Here is a 19818-nt window from a genome sequence, read left to right on the forward strand (position 1 = left end):
AAGAAAAATCTTTTTGATAAAAATAACTTGTCTTTCAACAAAAAATCAGCACAAACAAAGACAAGGAAGCATACTTGTGTTTGTTTAATATTACTAGAATCTTCGCTAGATTCGTGCAATATGTTGGGCTATCAGCTCTCCCATTTGTGTGCACCCCACCCTTTGCATTCCCTCACTCATCATATCGCCAGTGCGATAGCCCTTATCAAGCACATTTTGCACTGCTAATTGTATGGCTTCACTTTCTTTTTGTAGTCCAAATGAAAGCTCTAGCATCATTGCGGCTGAAAGTATTGTGCCTATGGGATTTGCGATGTCTTGCCCAGCAATATCAGGCGCGCTGCCGTGGATTGGCTCATACATTCCTAAGCTTTGAGTTGAGAGTGAAGCGGAGGGGATAACGCCAATCGTGCCGGTAATGATACTTGCCTCATCACTTAAAATATCGCCAAACATATTTTCAGTGAGTATTACATCAAATTGGCTTGGTGCGCGGCAAATCTGCATAGCAGCATTATCTACATACATATAGCTAAGCTCCACATCGGCGTAATTTTTAGCCACCTCATCAACCACCTCTCGCCATAAGCGCGAAGAGCTAAGCACATTTGCTTTATCTACGCAAACAAGCCTTTTTTGGCGATTTCTAGCGATATTAAAAGCCACCTTGGCAATAGATTCTATTTGTGAGGCACTATAAGTCATTGCATCACTTGCGACTTTTTGCCCATTTATTTGCTCGATTTTATGCTCACCAAAATACACTCCGCCAATAAGCTCCCGCACGATAATAAAATCAATGCCTTTGTCTAAAATCTCCTTTTTGAGCGGACTTGCATTGCTAAGTTGAGGGAGTAGGGTTGCTGGGCGGATATTTGCAAATAGCCCCAATTCTTTGCGCAAAGTTAAAAGTGCCTTTTCTGGGCGATTGTGGCTTGGCTCATTATCCCATTTAGGACCACCTACTGCACCTAAAAGCACACTATCGCTTTCCTTGCAGATTTTTAGGCTTTCTTGTGGGAGGCACTCTCCGCACGCATCAATAGCGCTCCCCCCTGCCAAAACCTCTTGCAATATAAACTTATGCCCGTAAGCTTCCTCCACTACCCTTAGGACTTTCAAGGCTTGTGTGATGACTTCTTTGCCAATACCATCGCCATAAATAACTGCAATGCGCTTTTCCATATTCTCTCCTTATGGGTTTAGGTTGTTTAAATTAGTGTTTTTGTTTGTTGGCAATCCAATTCAAATACCCATTGGCATTGATAATCTCTTGGATAAAAGGCGGAAAAGGCGCAGTATTAAAATGTTGATTGTTTTTGCAATTTGTGATAATGCCCCCATCAAAATCAATCGCCACCTCATCGCCATTTTCAAGGCTTTTTGCAATTTCTTCAGATTCTATAATAGCAAGACCGATGTTAATGGCATTGCGATAAAAAATACGAGCAAAACTTTTAGCGATGATACAAGAGATTCCACTTGCCTTAATCGCAATAGGTGCGTGCTCTCGGCTTGAACCACAGCCAAAATTCCAACCACCCACCATAATATCTCCCTCTTTTACTTTGCTCACAAAGTCTTTATCAATGTCTTCCATACAATGTGAGGCAAGCTCCTTATGATCGGCTGTATTTAAATATCGTGCGGGAATAATCACATCAGTATCAACATTATCACCATATTTATGGACAAAGCCTTGTGCTTTCATTTACTCTCCCTTGTGTTATTTTTTAGATTCTAGATTTATAGAATATCTTGTGGTGCGCTTAAATATCCGCTTACTGCACTTGCTGCTGCTACTTCAGGAGATGAGAGATACACTTCGCTTGTGGTATGTCCCATTCTGCCCACAAAATTACGATTGGTTGTAGCTACGCATTTTTCATTTGCTGCTAGGATTCCCATATGTCCGCCTAAGCAAGGACCACAAGTAGGCGTAGAAACCACACAACCTGCTTTAATAAAAGTCTCTAAATATCCTCTATTAATGCACTCTAAGTAAATATTTTGTGTTGCAGGAATGATAATGCAACGCGTATTTTTGGCAATTTTTTTATCTTGGAGAATATTTGCTGCCACCGCCATATCGCTTAATCGCCCATTGGTGCAAGAGCCAATAACTACTTGATCAATCTTGATCTCGCCCCATTGCTCCTTTTCTTTGGTATTTTCAGGCAGATGCGGAAACGCCACGGTGTGATTAATGCTATCAAGGTTAATATCAAAAACTTGCTCATATTCGGCATCTTCATCGGCTTTGTAGATTCTAAATTCTCTATTTGTGCGCCCTTTAGCGTATGCAAGCGTAATATCATCAACCTCAAAAATGCCATTTTTTGCTCCGGCTTCAATCGCCATATTTGCGATACAAAGCCTATCGTCCATAGTGAGATTTTTTAATCCCTCTCCCCCAAATTCCATACTTTTATAGAGCGCACCATCAACGCCAATTTTGCCAATAATATGCAAAATCACATCTTTGCCACTCACAAAGGGGCGCAACTTACCTTTAAGATTAAATTTCATCGCTTTTGGGACTTTAAACCACGCTTGTCCTGTTGCCATACCTACTGCCATATCAGTAGAGCCTACACCGGTAGAGAATGCTCCCAACGCCCCATAAGTGCAAGTATGTGAATCTGCACCAATAATCAAATCGCCAATGGTTACGATGCCTTGTTCAGGTAAAAGCGCGTGTTCTACGCCCATATTTCCCACATCATAGTAATGAGAAATATCAAAATCCTTAGCAAAACAGCGACATTGCGCACTTTGTGTAGCAGCCTTGATGTCTTTATTTGGAGCAAAATGATCCATCACTAGCGAGATTTTATCTTTATCAAATACTTTTTCAAATTTTGCCGCCTTAAAAGCATTAATCGCCACAGGTGTAGTAATATCATTACCAAGCACCATATCAAGCTTTGCCATAATCAAATCGCCCGCTTGCACTTTTTCTAGTCCTGCGCGATGAGCTAGAATCTTCTGCGACATCGTCATTCCCATTTCTTCTCCTTGCGTTTATTGAGATTAGAATCTTAGGCTAAGATTCTATTGAGCGCACTTGTTAGCCCAAAGACAGAAGCCGCAATAATATCACTATCAATACCTACTCCAAAGCATTTTTGTCCATTGCTTTCAATCTGCACAAAGGATACGGCTTTAGAATCTGAACCCTTTTTCAAGCTATGCTCACTATAATCAAGTATATCAAAATTGATATCTAAATATACCCTTAGTGCATCTGCTACGCTATCAAGTCGCCCATTTCCCTTGCCTTTAATCTGCGCTTTGTTACCATTTTTGTCAATTTCAAGCGATACTTCAATGCTAGAATCTGCACCTTGTTGCTCAAAGCGAAAGGACTTTATACCAAAATATGTGTGAAGATTCACAAAATCGCGAACAAAAATATCACAAATTTCATTTGGCTCTAGCTCTCTATGTTCTCTATCGGATATATTTTTTATGTAATAGGAGAATTCCTCTCTTAAAAGCGAGGGGAGATTAATCCCATAATGATGATGCAAAATGTAGGCAATGCCACCCTTGCCACTTTGAGAATTAATGCGAATAACATCACTTTCATACGCGCGTCCTACATCTTTTGGATCAATAGGCAAATAAGGTACGCTCCAAGTTTTGAGTTGATGATCTCTGTGATATGCCATTCCCTTAGCGATAGCATCTTGATGAGAGCCAGAAAAAGCGGCAAACACAAGCTTTCCAGAGTAGGGCTGTCGCTCATATACTTGCATTTTGGTTACTTTTTCATACACATCACAAATACTAGGAATATCACTAAAATCAAGCTTAGGATCTACGCCGTGTGTGTGCATATTCATCGCTAGGGTAATAATATCCACATTTCCTGTGCGCTCACCATTGCCAAAAAGTGTGCCCTCGATTCTATCGCCTCCTGCTAAAAGCCCAAGTTCTGCATCAGCTACTGCACAACCTCTATCATTGTGTGGGTGCAAAGAGATAAGCACATTTTCGCGTTCCTTAAGATGCTTTGACATATATTCTACTTGACTTGCATAGATATGAGGGAGGCTCATTTCCACGGTTACAGGGAGATTGATGATGAGCTTTTTTTCTGCAGTTGGCTTAAAGACATCAATCACAGCATTACATACCTCAAGGGCATAATCCACCTCCGTGCCACTAAAGCTTTCAGGCGAATACTCAAATCTAAAATTCCCCTTGGTATTTGCCGCGCATTCTTTAAGATACATTGCACCCTCACACGCAATAGATTTTATATCTTCTTTGGATTTTTTAAATACCTGTTGGCGTTGGGCAAAAGATGTGGAATTATAAACATGCACTATCGCATTTTTGCACCCTTCAAGACTTTCAAAAGTTTTTTTGATGATATGCTCTCTTGCTTGAGTAAGCACCTGCACACTTACATCATCGGGGATAAGATCTTGCTCAATAAGTGTGCGTAAAAAGCGATATTCTGTTTCACTCGCTGCGGGAAAACCCACTTCAATTTCTTTGAATCCAACTTTAAGGAGGAGTTTAAAAAATGTAATTTTCTCTTCTAGGCTCATTGGAGTGATAAGGGCTTGATTCCCATCGCGTAAATCTACACTGCACCAAATAGGTGCTTTTTGAATATATTCCTTTTTGCTCCACTCTAAAGATTCCTTTGGAGGCATAAAATAGCCTCGTTGATATTTTGTATGACTCATAAAAACTCCTAATGTTTAAGAAAAAATTATACTCAAAAAGTTTTGTGATTGTAGCAATAAAAACTAACAAATGATAAAAATTATCCATAAAAAGAAAGAGTTTCTCTTTTTCATTTAAAATCGTCAAAATTTATGCACATCTTAAGCCTCATTTTGGGCGTTTATGCAATGCTCAAAAATAAATTGATGCTCTTTGGGAAGTGCATCAAAAAGTGCTAAAGCAAGAGCGCGAATCTCCCATAGTGCAGACTTAGAAGAGCGCAGAGAGAGAAAATTTTGCAAACTTCGTGCATTAATGCTAAAGCTTAATTCTGTGCGATAGGATTCTGGCATAGCAAACTTGGCAATATCATTGCTCACATTATTACATAAAATCTCGCGCAAGGCTTCAAGGGCGCGGAGCGAGGCGTGATTAACTTGTTCATTTTCTGTAAAAACGACAAATTCTTCTGCGCGGGCAAGATTTTCACTATTTATGGGCAAAAAGCTAGGGAGATTTTTGAGCTCTTTAAGCGTATAGCGCGAGGATTTGACACTATAACTTGCTAGGCGATGGCGCGCTAATTCCTGTAAGCACGCGCGAGAAATACCTTGAATATAAAAATTATAATATAAATGCTCCAAAGTACTCGCGTGCTTGTATTTATTGCCCACTCTATCGATAAGTTCCTTATCTTTTTCTCCACCATTATCGCCTTTATCAAAGCTTTGCCAACAAGTGCGTATGGCGTTGCTACAAATGTTTAATGGTGTGTAATGCAAAAGTGTAATATGAATTTTACATTTTTTTTGCTCTCCCATTGCCTCTCCTCTTGGTGAATTTGTATAGAATCTGCAATATTACCAAAATTAATACGCCTAAATATTAATGCCCTTTAATGCGCGTAAAAAGGCGATTTCTTGAATCAATGAGGAGAGAGTATGATTTGGCTTGATATTATTGATCCCAAATATGTGATGTTTTTTAAATCCTTGCTTCCAGAGCTTCAAAAGCTAGATAAGCTACTTATTACTACACGCAAGAGTGAGGAGTATGCAGAATGCGCAAAGCTTTTAGAGCTTTTTAAAATACCTGCGTATGAAATTGGTGGCTATGGAGGGGCAAGTAAGCTTGGCAAATTTCATTCTCGTCTGCAAAGACAAAGTGGATTCTTAGCCCTTTTTAAAGAGCTTGATGTATTGCCTCGTCTTTTTATCACCGGCGCAAGTGTTGATGGGGTGCAATGCGCCTTTGGTTTAGGCATACCGGTAGTGCATTTTGCTGATACACCTGTGGCTGATTGCACCTTTAGCACACAAAAGCTCACGATTCTCTCTCGCCTTACCCTCCCGCTCTCAACGCTTGTCTTTCGCCCTTTTGTTGTGCCAGAGATATGCTATACAAGTTTAGGACTACACCCCTCACAAGTGATTGCTTATCATTTTATTGATGTGGTGCTATGGCTCCAAAATGTGCCAAGTCTAGCGCGAGATTGCCCACAGAGAGCAGCATTTATGCGTGAATGGGGGTTAGATAAGAAGCTCCCTATTATTTTGGTGCGGGAGGAGGAATATAAGGCGCATTATGTCAAAGAAAAATTGCCCATTATTTATGAGAGTATAGGGTTACTTAGCAAATGGGCAAATATATTACTTATACCTCGCTATGGGAAAAAAGAGCTAGAATCTGCCTTTGGCGAGGTAGAAAATGTTCATATTCTCACACAAAAGCTACCTCCAAAGGCATTTTATCCCTTTATAGATTTGCTTCTTGGTGGTGGGGGGACCATGAATCTTGAGGCGTGTTATTTGGGGATACCTGTCATTTCTACACGTTCGCTTTTGCTTTTTCACGATACTTTTTTGCTTGAATCCAAGCTTATGTATCACGCCCAATCTGCCACGCAAGTGCAGAATTTGGCTCAACATATTCTTGCAGAATCCAAGGCTCATTATAAAAGAGATGATATTTTTGCTCCACAAGGAGTGGATTTTAGCAGTATTTTAGAGCCTATACAAAGATTATTGCAAGATTAATACACCCCGCTCATTGCTGCTGTACTCATATCCCACATAGGCACAAAAATACCTAATGCTAAAAAGAGTAAAGCAATGCCCATAACAAGGCTTAAAAGCGGCTCAATGAGCGAGATAAGAAAATTAATCTTCTCTTGTGTAATCTCCTCGAATCTTTTTGCACATACCTCGAGCATTTCAGGGAGTTTGCCACTTTGCTCACCTGCGGCAATGAGCGCTAAAGAAATTTCATCGATTACATTGGCTTGTGTGAGGGCGAGTGAGAGGCTTTTGCCATTTTTTACAGATTCTAAAACCTGCACAAAATGTGCTTTAAGTGCGAGATTTGAAAGGGTATTATTACTTAGAGAAAGTGCTATATCAAGCGGAGTGGCGGATTTAAGCTGTAAGAAAAGCGTGAAAGTATATTGATAAAACATATTAAGCTGAATAATCTCCCCTATAAAAGGTAGATGCAAGGCAATATTGTGGCATTTATGCTTAAAAGTTGCAGAATGTATATAGAATCGATGAATGATAAAGGCAGAAATAACAAGAAAGAGGCAAAAAATCAATCCAAAATGCGTGAAAAATGATTGTAAATGAATGAGTATTCGTGTGTATATAGGAAGGTTGGCGTTTAGCTCTTCAAACATCACTAAAAATTCAGGCAATACAAAAGCCACAAGCCCTACAAATGCACCTATGATACTTATAAGCACAAGCAGAGGATAAAAAAGGGCGCGTTTAATGCTATTTTTGTTTTTATGCTCTCGTATGGAGTGATTGCTAAGCATTTTAAAAATCTTACCAAGCTCACCGCTTTTTTCGCCAAGAGCTATCATATTCCAAGCCATATCGCCAAAAATATCCCTATGCTCTTTAAAGCTTAAGGAGAGTTTTTGTCCAAGATTTAATCGATAGGCAATCTCAAGCAAAATCCGCTTAAGCGGTGGTTTTTTGGTATTTTTCGCACATACTTCAATTACCTCAAGTATGGGCAAAGACGCACTAAGCATTATAGAGATTTGCAAAAAAAGTGCGCTAATATCTTGTGTGGTAATTGTATTATCAAAGCGCAACATCTGTAAATGTAAAAATTCAAAACCACTTAGGGCTTTAATCTCAATAGGGTAGATATGGTATTTATGCAAACTCTGCTCTTTTGCATTTTCATACGAAGTAGAAAAGAGGGTTATTTGCACATTTTGATTATCTTTTATGCCCTTAATAAGATATTTTTGTGGCAATTTTTTCATATATTGCAAATCCTATATATTTCTTCAAAGCTACTTTGCCCATTTTTGAGAAGCTCCATACCCTCTTCAAGCAAGGTTTTAAATCCCATTTCTTTAAGCACAGCAAGAATCTTGGCTTTATCCTGTGGTGATTTAATGTAATCATAAAGCAAGGGAGAAATAGGTAATACTTCAGCACATAGCGTCCGCCCACTAAATCCTTGCCCATTACAATGCCCACAGCCAGAAGATTCAAAAAAGCTCCCTTCTTGGATATGCTTCCATAGATGCAAAAGATTCGCATTTGAAAGCTTATTATACACTACTTTGGCGGGAAGTGGCACTTTGCAATGTTGGCATAATTTGCGCACAAGTCTTTGAGACAGCACAAGGCGCATACTTGAAGCAAGCAGATAGCTTTGCGCCCCCATATCAAGCAAGCGCTCTATAACGCTTAGGGAATCATTAGCGTGCAAAGTGCTTAGCACCAAATGCCCCGTTAAAGAAGCCCTCAAGGCTATATCAAGGCTTTGTTTGTCGCGTATCTCGCCAATCATCAATATATCCGGATCGTGTCGTAGCAATGCCCGAAGAGCTTTACTAAAGCCAAAATCATATTTGTCATTTATCATCACTTGCGTAGTGAGTTGAGTATGATATTCAATGGGATCTTCAAGGGTAATAATTTTTTTATGCGGAGATTTTATGGATTCTAACATCGCGTGAAGCGTTGTTGATTTGCCGCTTCCTGTGGGACCTGTGAGCAAGATAATGCCTTGAGATGCGCTGATATGAGTAGATATGATGTCTAAATGCTTTTCATTAAAGCCCAAAGATTGAAGCGTGATTGTTTGCGTATTCTTAGAGAGGATTCTAATCACAAGCGATTCGCCACCAAAAGAGGGCAAAATGGAGAGGCGAAAATCATAAATTAAGCCATTAAATTCCCTTCCAAATCGCCCATCTTGACTTTGGCGCGTCTGGGTAATATCAAGCTCACATTCAAGTTTTAAACGCGAACTCAAAACACTAAGCACATCAGATTCAAAACAAAAAAGCTCTTGCAATAAGCCATCTATGCGCGCTCTAATACGCGCTTTGCTGTGTCCATTTTCTACAAAAGATTCAAAATGCACATCACTTGCTTTTTGCTCAATGCAGGTAAGTAAAATAAAATCAAGCAATGCTACCACGCACATATCTTCATTGGTAGAATCTATGTTTGTTTGGCTATGTCTTGGGTTTGTGTGCTGCTTAAGAAGCGCGTTTTTGAGGCTATGAAAGCGCTGAAAAAGATAAATGCGATGAGATTGAAGATTAAAGTCTTGCTTTGAGACATTAAAAAAGCATAAATGTGCTTGAGGGTAGAGACTTAAGATATGCGCGCGGATAAGCCCAAGTGGAGCACCATCTGCATAAAGTGCAATGTGAATCTCATTTGTGTTTTCATTGATATTAAAAATCAAACATTGATGCTTTTTTATAAATTTATACTCAAGCGCGATTAGGCATAATTCATTGAGCACAAGGTTTTGTAGGCTTACTGAAGAAAAACTCATTCTTGAATCCCGATGGATTCTTCTTTTGTAGAATCTTGAGGTTGGCGAGATTGCGTGAAGTCAATGATAGATTCAATATGTTTTTGTTCTTTAAGTGAGGGGGGAGATTCAAAATGAATAATGCGCGGGGCAATAACAATCACCATTTCTTGCGTTTCTTTGATGCTTGTTTTATAGCTAAAGAGATACCTTACAAGTGGAATATCACCCAAAATTGGCACTTTGCGGATTACTTGCCCTTCTGTTTTATCAATAAGCCCACCGAGTATGATTTGCTCCCCATTTTTGACTTGCACAAGAGAAGAGAGTTGTTTTGTGGAGAGATTGGGCGGCATTTCAAGCGCGGTTGTTTGATTTTCAGTGGCAATATCTTTTGTTTTGGTAATGGAGGGATTAATTTTTAAAATAATCTTATCCTCTTTAATGCTTGGTGTTACATCAAGCAAGATTCCTGCAAATACAGAGGGAAAAGCTTGGGCATTATTTTGTATGGAAGTGCCTTGTGTGGTTGTTTGATAGGTGGTGTTTTGAGCATATCGAAGCACGCTACCTACGCTAATGATTGCAGGTTGATTATTGAGTGTGAGTACTTTGGGATTAGAGACAGATTGCACCCTACCATAGGTTTTAAGAAATTCTACAATGCGTTGAATGCTTATCCCTTGTGAGAAAATATTAATTGCAAAGCTTGTGCCGCTTGAACTCACGCTCCCACTGCTACTATTTTCTGCATTTGGTGGGAGAGTGAGGAGATTGCCTAATTTATAAAACTCATTCCAATCCACGCCATAAGTTTGATTATCAGTGTGTTGGAGATTAAAAATATGCACATCAATAAGCACCTGTCTTTGAATCTTTTCATTGAGATTATGGATATATTGCTCAACTCGGCGCATTTGTGAGGGAGTAGCGGTAATAGTGAGCAATCCTGCGGCTTTGTTGATAATAATATCTTTGCTTTTGCCCTTTAATTCTGCGATTTTTGGTTGGTATATATCACCGGGTGCGTAAGCAACACCCGCAATTTCATCGTGCAATTCACCCCAAAAATCAATTTCATCAATGCTATAAATTTTTGTCCCACTTTTGCCAATATTTGGATTATTTGAAGTTGCCTTGTCTATAGCCATTTTATGTGCTTGTGAGTTAAGCTCAAAATCTGAAAAACCCAGCGATGTGTGGCTGTAATTGGTGTTATAGAGACTTTGGGTTTGATTATCTTGTGAAAATATAATATCTGTATTGCTTGAGCCTACGCGTGTGGTGGCGATATAGTGAATCTCAAAGGTTTTAGTAAGAAGTGAGCTAATTTTGAGTGTATCGCGTTCAAGCTCATAATAGAAATCATTGCCAAGAATAAGGCTATTTAAGACATTTTTTAGGGGCTTATCTTTTATGTAAATAGCCATCTTTTTATTATCAAGCATTGTTTTGGTATTTTCTTGTGCATAAATAACATTGAGTTGGCATTGTGCGGCGACTTCCTCGATAATTTTGCTTAGGGAGACATTGCTATGAGAGCGGATATTAATAGGCGTGTTGCAAGCAAAAAGCGTCAAAGGCAAAAGATAAAAGCTTAAATAAGCAATCTTGGACACCTTCAACTCCTTCTTAAGATTGTTGTGTAAGCGTAGTAAAATATTGTAGCCTACATAAAATAATATGAGATTATTCTTTTGCCACTCCCTCATCAAGGTCGTTCTTTTTATTGTTATTTGTGTGGATGTTTTCATCTATGCCTTTGCCTATGGGAATTTTTTGAATGAGTTTGCCTTTTTGGACGAGTATATATTGGGTGTGTATATCAAGGATTGTATAGCCTCGTATCTTTTCGCCTTTATGAAGCCATTCTCCATTAATAAGGGCTTTACCATTGATAATAGCATAGAGTTCAAGTGTTTCTTGAGTGAGATTATGCTCAAATGGATTGCGTAGATTCTCTAATGTCTCAAGGCTTTGTATTTTAGAAAAATGTTGCAAAGAAGAAAGAAACTGCTCTATTTGTGCTTTATTCATAGCTTGAAGTGCAGGAGCAAAAAGTATTATGCCTAAAAGCACATAAAGTTGCTTCATCTCTTTTTTCATTGCTGCACCCCTCTTTTTTCTTCTTTTCCTCCTTGCAAACGATGATCTATCATCAAAATATGAAAGGCGATATACGCATTATCTTTTGGCACAAGATGCAAAAAATCAACACTCAAAAAGCGATGAGATTCTATATGTGAAAGTAGAGCAATAATATCATCAAAACTCCCCTCCCCTTCTACACTAAGGGCATTAAGCGTGGGATAGGGGGCAAGAGAAAAAAGCGTAAGATTGTGGTCTTTAGCAAATTCAATGAGTGTGGGCATAAGCGTAAAAGGGTTGAGCAAAGGCTCTTGCGCGGTAAAATGCTGCTCTAAAAGTTTAAGATTGTCTTCTAGGTTATGGAGTGCTGTTTGTAAAGAGTGCATTTGCTCTAAATGAAGCGTTTTAGCATCGTGCAAGGAATCCCAAGAGAGTTTTAATTCTTTTTGCGTATGAGAATAAAGCGTTGTGAGGGTGCGATAATTTTCAAGCAATGGCATATAGATAAAATCAAGCACAATAAATATTACACATAAGCTTATAGCAATAAGAAGCAAGTATTTTTCGCGCCTCGTCTTGGTGGAGAGAAAATGATGTATGAATCCTTGTATTTTTGTAAGAAAAGCTCTATATTGCATAGCGCACCACGATGATATGTGCATAAAAACGCGGAGATTCTGCACTTTCTTTGTCCTCTATAATAGAATCTTGCAAAAAGACTTGTGCATTAGCGTGAAAATGTGCAAAAAGCGTAGAGATATGAACTTGACTTTGCGCACTCACTTGGAGTGAGGCAAGAAACATATTTGGGCTAAAATAAAAGCTTATATATTCATAGTTAATCGAATTTGCACGCGCATTGAGAATCTCTTGCACAAACATATAGCGTTGGTTATAGTTTTGCTGCCACAAATAAAGTTCCTCCAAGTTGCGCACGAGTTGCTCTTGTTTATATGCAAGAGATTGGAGTGTATCGTGTGTGAGAGATTGTAGAGATTGTGTTGTGGGAGATTCTGCTTGGATAAAAAGCGCCTCACTTTGAGCATTAAGTTCAGTAATATTGCGTTGTAGGGTGTGATTATAGACAAAAAGACTTAAAGGAATAATGCACATAAACATCGCACATATAAAGGCAAGTGCATAGTATAGTTTTTTATGTGGGTGTGGTTTTGGAGCGAAATTTGGCAAAGCATCTTGTGATGCAATCAAGGCATAATGCAAGGCTAAAATTGCTCTAAAGTCTTTTAAGTCCATATGGCGCGTTTGCTCACATATATGGCTTAGTGGAGCGATATGGAGTGTTTGGTTATTGATGTGGGGTGCACTGATATAAAAACTATTATCTTCTTTTGCTTTGAGTAAGGATATAAGGGCATTATGCTCTTGCATCAAATAATAAATATGTGTGAAATGCTGATGATAGGCTTCTTGTAAATAAATAATATGTGCGTTAATGAGAGTGTGTAATTCATCTTGGTTAGATTCTGCAGTTGGTGAGTGAATCTGCTCTAATGATGTGTGCTGACTTTTTTTACAGGGCAATATTTCTTTGAGCATACCCTTTTGAAAATAGCAGAGATATGATTCTATATAGGCAATAAAATTTTCTTGTATATTAAGCGCGCTAAGAGCGCAAGGCAAGAATATATCGCAGGTAATAATATGTGTTTTTGGAAGTGAAAAATCTTGTGTGCATTTAGTTTTATGATAAAAAAAGCATTCACACATACATTTTTGCTCATCAAAGAGATGAGCGCGTGAGGTAAAATAAAGCTCATAGGTATAGGGTGGCTCATCTAGGGCGGATTGTTGGTAGGCGAGGGCAAAAAGAAGTGAAGAAATATGAGAGCTTTGCATAGATTCTTTTTGTATTTCTAGGGTAAGATGTGTGAAATATGATAGAGGGGGGCAAAGAATACTGACTATTTTTGGCTTTTTAGCGTGAGCAGAGAGAGTATCGTTTATAAAAGTATAAGTGGTGTGAGTTTGCACATCAAAAAAACTTGGTGCTGTGGGTTTTTTGTGTATAGGCATTATTTTACTACCCTTGTTGCTTCTGCGTTTATTCTTTGAGAATGCGTAATGGCAATGGCAATGGCATCTGTAATATCAAGTGGCTTAATCTCACCCTTAATGCCCAAAACACGCTTAACCATAAAAGCGACTTGGGTTTTATCTGCCTTGCCATTGCCAGTGAGTGCTTTTTTGACTTGTAAGGGCGTGTATTCAGCAAAATGCCCGATTTCTTGGAGTATTTTGAGGCTTAATGCCCCGCGAAACTGCGCGAGTTTTATCACACTTTTAGGATTATAGGCAAAAAATATATCCTCAAGAGCAACCTCATCAATGTGATATTGTTTAAGCACCAAGTCAATGCCCTCGATACACTCTATAATTTGACTTTGTAAATGTCGCTCTTTTATTTTAATAATTCCAGCTTCTATGAGCTTGAGGCTTTTTGGAGGATTGTAATCAATAATAGCATAGCCACAATTTCTGCTCCCGGGGTCAATGCCTAAGATATACATATTTAATCCAAATTAAAAGTTTTTTGCATTATGATTCCCCTTTCATTTTGCGATGTTAAGTTAGCGATATTTTAAGGGATTTATCAGCTAAAATAGAGCGACTTTTCACATTTTTTCACATCATTAATCTATGATATAGGACATAGAGTAAGGCTTAAAGATTGCGTATAGATAATATATTAACAAAACTTAAAAACAAACTATCATTGCAAGAGTATGAATCTTATATTTTGCTTATGGAATATGATGAAAATGCCTCTAGGACAGATTTAGAGGTTTTTTATGTGCCAAATATTTTTGTAGCAAATTGGATAAAAAGCAATTATATTGATATGATTGCAAAAGCATTTGAAGAAGAAAGTGCTAATGGTGTGCGCCCAGAAATTCACATTAAATTAAAAGAAAAACATAAAAATGTGAAAAGTTTAAAAATCAATAAAAGCACAACACATTTTCAAATGAATACTCTTTCTTTGAATCCATTTTATCTCATTGACAATTTTGTCGTTGGCAAGTCCAATGAACACGCCTTTACCATAGCCAAAATCATATCCCAGCAACAAGCGACAATGTATAATCCCGTGATGATTTATGGGAATTCTGGGCTTGGCAAAACGCATCTTTTAAATGCCATAGGGAATTGTGTCAAAGAGCAAAACAAAGATGTGATATATGTCCTTGCGGAGGATTTTTTGAATGAATATACAGAAAAGATTAGGCGCGGGACAATGGACGGATTCCGCGATAAATATCGTAAGTGCGATTATTTGCTTATTGATGATGTGCAGTTTTTGGGTGGCAAAGAGGGTGTGCAAGAAGAGGTTCTTAATACCTTTAATGCACTCTATGGAATGAAAAAACAAATTGTGATGACAAGTGATAAACCACCAAAAGAGATTAAGGGCTTGGCAGATAGGCTCCGCTCTCGCTTTGAGGGGGGGATAATGGCAGAAATTACTAACCCCGAGCTTGAGACAAAGATTGCTATTATTGAATCTAAATGTGAAATCAATAGCATCAATCTTGAGAGAGAGATAATTGAATATATCGCTTCAAATATTCACGGCAATATCCGCCAAATCGAGGGGATACTTTCTACGATTAACCTTAACCTTAATCTCTCGCCTGAAAGTAGCGCACATAAAGTGGCTGAAAATGTACTCAAAAACTACCAAAATGAGCGGTTAGAGGGCATTACGCTTCAAAATATCATTAAGGCAGTAAGCAAGGAGCTTAATATCAAGCCAAGCGAGATTGTTTCCAAAGAGCGCAGCCGCAAGGTGGCTTTTGCAAGACGCGCAGTGATTTATCTTGCGCGCAATCTAACGATTAATTCTATGCCAATACTTGCAAAAGAATTAGGTATGAAAGATCATAGCGCAGTAAGTAAGGCACTAAAGAATATTGAAACAGAGATTGCCCAAGATAGTTCCACAAAAAATATCATAGAAGATATTAAAAATAAAATTCAACAGAGTTTGAGCGATGTCTAGACAGATAAAAGATACACAAGAGCAAGCAAAGCTCACAGATTCAGTATTATTTCAGGTTGTGCTTTTTTCAGTAGCCTCAATGACTGTGCTAGGTGGGACAATCATCGCGCCCTCCATTCCGCATTTTGAAGAGCATTTTGCTTCTGTGCCTCATATTGATATGCTCTCCAAGCTCATACTTACGCTTCCGGCTTTGTTTATTATGATTTTTGCACCTATAAGTGGTTTTTTACTTGAGCGATATGGACGCACGAGATTTCTTTATCCTGCGATTTTTATGTGGAGCGCGAGTGGGGCAAGTGGCTTTTTCTTGGAGGATAATATCTATTGGATTCTTGCTTCAAGAGCGATTTTTGGTATTTCAACAGCTTTTGTAATGACGGCAATAAGCGCACTTATAGGGGATTATTATCAGGGCGAAAAGCGTGAAAGGGCATTGGGGTTGCAAGGATTTTTTATGGCAGGAGGAGGGGCGATTTTTCTCATACTTGGGGGTGCATTGAGTGATTTGAATTGGCGCTATCCCTTTTTAGTTTATACATCAGGCTTTGTGATTTTTATTTGTGCGTTTTTTATGCTTTTTGAACCACAAAGAAATACTCTAAAGTCAAATTCTACGCAAAAAGCGACACGCTTTAATTTTTTTAAATTTTTACCTATTTATGCGTTTTCATTTTATGCAATGAGTATGTTTTATGTGATGCCTACGCAGATTCCGCATTTTATTACTCATAATCTTGGTAAAAGCGGGAATCTCATCGGTATGAGCTTGGCGGTGAGTTCTGTTTGCACAGCAGTTCTCTCGCTTTTTTATGGGCGACTTCGTGCAAAATGCAGTATTTTTTTGCTTTATTTTATATCTTTAAGTGCTATTGGCGTGGGATTTTTGCTCATAGGGGCTATACAAAAATATGAGGCTCTTATCTGTGCTTTGGTGCTTATAGGCTCTGGGCTTGGCATTATTCTTGTGAATAATACATCGTGGCTTTTGTCAGTAGCTGGGGATTTTGAGCGCGCAAAGGCAGCGGGATTCCTATCAGCAAGTGTATTTATGGGGCAGTTTTGCTCTCCTTTTATTACTCAACCGCTTGTGCGTATGGGAGGCATACCTTTTATGCTTGATATCAATGGCTTTATTTTGCTTACAAGTGCTGGGATTTTTTTGTGGTGGCATTTTGTAAAAGTTCGCAAAAAGCATTGATGCTACTGGGGACGTATTTTAATTTTTATGATTCTAAAGTGCTATTTTGCTTAGAAAGTAGGGCTTTAGCTTGTGCAATGATAGGCTCATCATTGCTTATATCAATATAGATAAACTCATCTCCGCTTTGCCGCTCCCCACTTAGTAAATCCCCACTATTGCGGTATTTTAAATCAAGTTCGGCAATATCAAAGCCACTGAGCGTTTCACAAAATGCCTTCAAGCGTTCATTATTTGGCTGATGCGTGTAGAGAAAGCAGAATCCTTTTAAGCCATTACGACTTACGCGTCCTCGTAATTGGTGCAAAGTTGCTAACCCTAGTCGCTCTGGAGCAACGATAATAATTGTAGAGACTTTAGGCAGAGATATGCCCACCTCAATAAGCGTTGTTGCAAGCAGCAATGAGCCATTTTGCGCAAAATGGCTCATCACTTGTGTTTTGTTTTTATCCTTGCCAAAGGTGCAATAGACATTATCAAAGTGTTTTTGCCAAAAACTTAGCCCTTCATTTAAGGAGAGATAGCCTAGATGTTCGCTTTCTTCTACGAGTGGATAGACGATGATAGCTTGATGTCCCTTTGCTACTTCACTTTGCAAATGCGTAAAAATGGCTTTAAATTGGCTTTTATCAATAATACTTGTGTGAATATCTTTTTTGAAAGGCACATCTTTTATTGTGCTTACATCAATAAATTGCGCATTAATCATCGCTAGAGTGCGTGGAATGGGAGTCGCAGAAAATTGCAATGAATGCGGACGCGCTTTGGGATTTTTGGAGCTAGATTCCAAAAGAGAGGATTTGAAAAGATGAGGGGAATGATCTTTGTTGGAGGCGATTTTTTCTAGGCTAGAGCGTTGATTTGTCCCAAATCGATGTTGCTCATCACTCATTACAAGGGCGAGATTCTCTAGCTCAAATTCACGATAGAGCAAGGCTTGTGTGCCGATGATAAAATGTGCTTCTCTTATCTCATTGCTTATTTTTTTGCTTTTTGCGATGATGAGGTGGCAGCGCACAAAATCGGGGAGCAATCGCTTTGCTTCCTCATAAATTTGTGTAGCAAGTATGGTTGTAGGTGCCATAAGAATGCTTGTGTGTGGATAGCTCATCATCACAGCACATAAAATCACAAGTGTTTTGCCACAGCCCACATCACCCATAATAAGCCGTCTTGCAGCAATAGGCTTACTTAAATCCGCTTGTATATCACTTATGGCTTGTTTCTGCCCCTGTGTGAGCTTAAAGGGGAGAGATTGGATAAAAGGAGCAATGTCGTTTGTGCATTGATAATGTGCAGGAAAATATCGTTTTTTGTAAGAGAGAGTGCGCAAATAGTGATATATTTCTGCAAATTTAAGTGCATTAAGATGCTCTTTGGGAAGGGCATTTTGCTCACTGAAAGCGGCACAAAAAGCAGCATTTGGGCAAAAAATCTCATTAATATGATGTGCTATATCTTGGGGCAAACCGCTTTGGAGGAGATTTTCAATGCTCACAAACTCCGCACATAGCTCTTGCATAGACTTGGCATTAAGAGAGGTTGTTTTAAATTGCAATGTAATAGTATTAATGTTTTTAATCACCTTGGGTTGAATGATATTGTAATGATGATTATAAAGCTCAAGTTTGCCCATCACATATATATGCGAGTGGGGCAAAAACATCTTTTTATGAAAGCTTTGGGGGTGGAATATAATCATTTGAAGCGATTTGTCAAAATCACTCATTGTAGCATTAATTTTTAGACGCGCATTTTTGCCAAAACCTAAAGTTTGTGTATCGTGAATAAAGACTTTAAACACACCATTTTGATGTGGAGTTGGGTTTGTAGAAAGTGCGGTATTAGTGTAGGATTTGGGCGTGTGGGTGATAACAAATTGCAACAAAGAGGAGATTTTAAGTTTTTTCAAACGCTCTTTATTGACTTTGCTTAGGCTTTGTATGCTTTTTTCACACATAAGCGCACATTTTTACCATATCAAGTACGCGATTTGCATACCCCCATTCATTATCGCACCACGCCATAATGCGCGCCATTGTGCCATTAATTACATAGCTTAAATCCGGCGCAAAGATGACACTATGAGGATTACCGATAAAATCACTACTCACGCCCTGCTTAGAATCTATGCCAATAATGCCTTTCATTTCATCTTCGCTTGCTTTGATAATACACGCATTAAGTGCTTCTTGGCTTGTAGATGAAGAGAGAATAAAAGTAATATCAAGCAAAAGCACATTTGAGACAGGCACACGCACACTATGTCCGCCTATTTTACCCTCTAGTGTGGGAAGGAGGCGTGTAAGTGTATGCGCTGCGCCACTACTTGTGGGGATAATATTTTGTGCTGCTGCGCGTGAGCGTCTCTTATCATTTGGATAGACACTATCAAGGAGTGATTGATCATTGGTATAGCTATGGGTAATACAAAAACTCATTTTTTCAATACCAAATTCACGCTCAATTACCTTGCAAAGTGGTGCAAGGGCATTTGCAGTGCAGGAGGCATTTGAAAATATGCTTTCTCCTTTATAGGCTGAGGTATTTATTCCTTGAGCAAAAATAGGCATATCATCTGTGGGTGAAGCACATAGAATCACCTTTTTGGCACCCTTTTGACGATGATGCTCAAGTGATTTTGTATCTAAAAACACACCGCTTGATTCTAAAATAATATCCGCTCCAAACGCGCTAAAATCAAGATCTTTTGGGTTTTTGCAATGAAGCGTGGCAATGGGGGGGATATTGTCTTTGGCAAAGCTAAGGGTATGGTTATGATAAGAGGGGGCAAGGGGAAAAATGCCGTGTGTGCTATCGTGCTCTAAGAGATAGCAGAGAATCTCCCAATCACCTATATCATTAAGAGCAACAATACGCATATCTTGTAAATCTTTACGCATTAAAGCTGCACGCATAATACTTCTTCCAATGCGCCCAAAGCCATTAATAGCGATATGTATCATTTTGTCCCTTTAATGCAAAATCACTCAAAATGCGGAAGTGATTGTAGTATATTTCTACAAATATGACA

At 38.7% G+C, this 19818-nt stretch carries 17 protein-coding genes; 3 read left to right on the forward strand and 14 right to left on the reverse strand.

Annotated features, from left to right (window positions below; all coding sequences use genetic code 11):
• Positions 1 to 105: 105 nt before the first annotated feature.
• From leuB to thyX, 5 genes are all read right to left on the reverse strand, one after another.
• Positions 106 to 1185 carry a 3-isopropylmalate dehydrogenase gene (gene leuB / locus J1E28_RS03880; RefSeq protein WP_291026933.1) on the reverse strand — a complete coding sequence of 360 codons (1080 nt, stop codon included), beginning with the start codon at positions 1183 to 1185 and terminating at the stop codon, positions 106 to 108.
• A 31-nt stretch (positions 1186 to 1216) separates the two neighbouring features.
• A complete protein-coding gene (gene leuD / locus J1E28_RS03885; protein ID WP_291026935.1) occupies positions 1217 to 1711 on the reverse strand; it encodes a 3-isopropylmalate dehydratase small subunit in 495 nt (164 codons plus the stop codon).
• A 35-nt stretch (positions 1712 to 1746) separates the two neighbouring features.
• Positions 1747 to 3009 (reverse strand): 3-isopropylmalate dehydratase large subunit, encoded by a 1263-nt coding sequence (gene leuC, locus J1E28_RS03890; protein ID WP_291026937.1) that lies wholly within the window; start codon positions 3007 to 3009, stop codon positions 1747 to 1749.
• A 32-nt stretch (positions 3010 to 3041) separates the two neighbouring features.
• Complete coding sequence (locus J1E28_RS03895) at positions 3042 to 4703, reverse strand: 2-isopropylmalate synthase (protein ID WP_291026940.1); 1662 nt, start codon at positions 4701 to 4703, stop codon at positions 3042 to 3044.
• Between the two features lie 141 nt (positions 4704 to 4844).
• A complete protein-coding gene (gene thyX, locus J1E28_RS03900; RefSeq protein WP_291026942.1) occupies positions 4845 to 5504 on the reverse strand; it encodes an FAD-dependent thymidylate synthase in 660 nt (219 codons plus the stop codon).
• 120 nt (positions 5505 to 5624) lie between these two features.
• On the opposite strand from thyX, the gene J1E28_RS03905 reads away from it, so the two are divergent.
• Positions 5625 to 6719 (forward strand): DUF354 domain-containing protein, encoded by a 1095-nt coding sequence (locus J1E28_RS03905; RefSeq protein ID WP_291026945.1) that lies wholly within the window; start codon positions 5625 to 5627, stop codon positions 6717 to 6719.
• Here J1E28_RS03905 and J1E28_RS03910 read toward each other — a convergent pair.
• The 7 genes from J1E28_RS03910 to ruvC all read right to left on the reverse strand — a co-directional run bounded on the left by J1E28_RS03910 (position 6716) and on the right by ruvC (position 14090).
• Entirely contained in the window at positions 6716 to 7957 is a 1242-nt protein-coding gene (locus tag J1E28_RS03910) for a type II secretion system F family protein (RefSeq protein ID WP_291026947.1), read from the reverse strand. The genes J1E28_RS03905 and J1E28_RS03910 overlap by 4 nt on opposite strands.
• Entirely contained in the window at positions 7954 to 9495 is a 1542-nt protein-coding gene (locus J1E28_RS03915) for a GspE/PulE family protein (RefSeq protein ID WP_291026949.1), read from the reverse strand. The genes J1E28_RS03910 and J1E28_RS03915 overlap by 4 nt, the downstream gene beginning before the upstream one ends.
• Entirely contained in the window at positions 9492 to 11093 is a 1602-nt protein-coding gene (gene mshL, locus J1E28_RS03920) for a pilus (MSHA type) biogenesis protein MshL (RefSeq protein ID WP_291026951.1), read from the reverse strand. Before mshL ends, J1E28_RS03915 begins: the two co-directional genes overlap by 4 nt.
• 70 nt (positions 11094 to 11163) lie before the next feature.
• Complete coding sequence (locus J1E28_RS03925) at positions 11164 to 11580, reverse strand: hypothetical protein (RefSeq protein ID WP_291026953.1); 417 nt, start codon at positions 11578 to 11580, stop codon at positions 11164 to 11166.
• The gene (locus tag J1E28_RS03930) at positions 11577 to 12200 is read right to left on the reverse strand and encodes a hypothetical protein (protein WP_291026956.1); all 624 of its coding nucleotides are present in this window, start codon (positions 12198 to 12200) and stop codon (positions 11577 to 11579) included. The genes J1E28_RS03925 and J1E28_RS03930 overlap by 4 nt, the downstream gene beginning before the upstream one ends.
• Positions 12190 to 13596 carry a hypothetical protein gene (locus J1E28_RS03935; protein ID WP_291026959.1) on the reverse strand — a complete coding sequence of 469 codons (1407 nt, stop codon included), beginning with the start codon at positions 13594 to 13596 and terminating at the stop codon, positions 12190 to 12192. The genes J1E28_RS03930 and J1E28_RS03935 overlap by 11 nt, the downstream gene beginning before the upstream one ends.
• Positions 13596 to 14090, reverse strand: coding sequence for a crossover junction endodeoxyribonuclease RuvC (gene ruvC, locus J1E28_RS03940; RefSeq protein WP_291026962.1), 495 nt, complete (start codon positions 14088 to 14090; stop codon positions 13596 to 13598). The genes J1E28_RS03935 and ruvC overlap by 1 nt, the downstream gene beginning before the upstream one ends.
• A gap of 161 nt (positions 14091 to 14251) precedes the next feature.
• Here ruvC and dnaA point away from each other — a divergent pair, with 161 nt between their 5' ends.
• Both dnaA and J1E28_RS03950 read left to right on the forward strand, forming a co-directional pair.
• Positions 14252 to 15583 (forward strand): chromosomal replication initiator protein DnaA, encoded by a 1332-nt coding sequence (gene dnaA / locus J1E28_RS03945; RefSeq protein WP_291026966.1) that lies wholly within the window; start codon positions 14252 to 14254, stop codon positions 15581 to 15583.
• Positions 15576 to 16784, forward strand: a complete 1209-nt coding sequence (locus J1E28_RS03950) for an MFS transporter (RefSeq protein ID WP_291026969.1) — start codon at positions 15576 to 15578, stop codon at positions 16782 to 16784. Before dnaA ends, J1E28_RS03950 begins: the two co-directional genes overlap by 8 nt.
• Before the next feature lie 25 nt (positions 16785 to 16809).
• On the opposite strand, the gene recG is transcribed toward J1E28_RS03950, so the two are convergent.
• Together recG and J1E28_RS03960 are read right to left on the reverse strand one after the other, a co-directional pair.
• Positions 16810 to 18744: an ATP-dependent DNA helicase RecG gene (gene recG / locus J1E28_RS03955; protein WP_291026972.1), complete on the reverse strand. Its 1935-nt coding sequence runs from the start codon at positions 18742 to 18744 to the stop codon at positions 16810 to 16812.
• Complete coding sequence (locus J1E28_RS03960; RefSeq protein WP_291026975.1) at positions 18737 to 19750, reverse strand: type I glyceraldehyde-3-phosphate dehydrogenase; 1014 nt, start codon at positions 19748 to 19750, stop codon at positions 18737 to 18739. Before J1E28_RS03960 ends, recG begins: the two co-directional genes overlap by 8 nt.
• Positions 19751 to 19818 lie beyond the last annotated feature (68 nt).

Source organism: Helicobacter sp. (assembly GCF_022511165.1).
Lineage (GTDB): Bacteria > Campylobacterota > Campylobacteria > Campylobacterales > Helicobacteraceae > Helicobacter_C.

Excerpts from the sequence above, each read along its gene's own strand:
- ruvC (WP_291026962.1), bottom strand. The coding sequence starts at position 14,090 with ATGTATATCTTAGGCATTGACCCCGGGAGCAGAAATTGTGGCTATGCT.
- J1E28_RS03925 (WP_291026953.1), bottom strand. The coding sequence starts at position 11,580 with ATGAAAAAAGAGATGAAGCAACTTTATGTGCTTTTAGGCATAATACTT.
- leuD (WP_291026935.1), bottom strand. The coding sequence starts at position 1,711 with ATGAAAGCACAAGGCTTTGTCCATAAATATGGTGATAATGTTGATACT.
- J1E28_RS03915 (WP_291026949.1), bottom strand. The coding sequence starts at position 9,495 with ATGAGTTTTTCTTCAGTAAGCCTACAAAACCTTGTGCTCAATGAATTA.
- J1E28_RS03950 (WP_291026969.1), top strand. The coding sequence starts at position 15,576 with ATGTCTAGACAGATAAAAGATACACAAGAGCAAGCAAAGCTCACAGAT.
- J1E28_RS03895 (WP_291026940.1), bottom strand. The coding sequence starts at position 4,703 with ATGAGTCATACAAAATATCAACGAGGCTATTTTATGCCTCCAAAGGAA.
- J1E28_RS03910 (WP_291026947.1), bottom strand. The coding sequence starts at position 7,957 with ATGAAAAAATTGCCACAAAAATATCTTATTAAGGGCATAAAAGATAAT.
- recG (WP_291026972.1), bottom strand. The coding sequence starts at position 18,744 with ATGTGTGAAAAAAGCATACAAAGCCTAAGCAAAGTCAATAAAGAGCGT.
- J1E28_RS03905 (WP_291026945.1), top strand. The coding sequence starts at position 5,625 with ATGATTTGGCTTGATATTATTGATCCCAAATATGTGATGTTTTTTAAA.
- thyX (WP_291026942.1), bottom strand. The coding sequence starts at position 5,504 with ATGGGAGAGCAAAAAAAATGTAAAATTCATATTACACTTTTGCATTAC.
- J1E28_RS03930 (WP_291026956.1), bottom strand. The coding sequence starts at position 12,200 with ATGCAATATAGAGCTTTTCTTACAAAAATACAAGGATTCATACATCAT.
- leuB (WP_291026933.1), bottom strand. The coding sequence starts at position 1,185 with ATGGAAAAGCGCATTGCAGTTATTTATGGCGATGGTATTGGCAAAGAA.
- leuC (WP_291026937.1), bottom strand. The coding sequence starts at position 3,009 with ATGGGAATGACGATGTCGCAGAAGATTCTAGCTCATCGCGCAGGACTA.
- J1E28_RS03960 (WP_291026975.1), bottom strand. The coding sequence starts at position 19,750 with ATGATACATATCGCTATTAATGGCTTTGGGCGCATTGGAAGAAGTATT.
- J1E28_RS03935 (WP_291026959.1), bottom strand. The coding sequence starts at position 13,596 with ATGCCTATACACAAAAAACCCACAGCACCAAGTTTTTTTGATGTGCAA.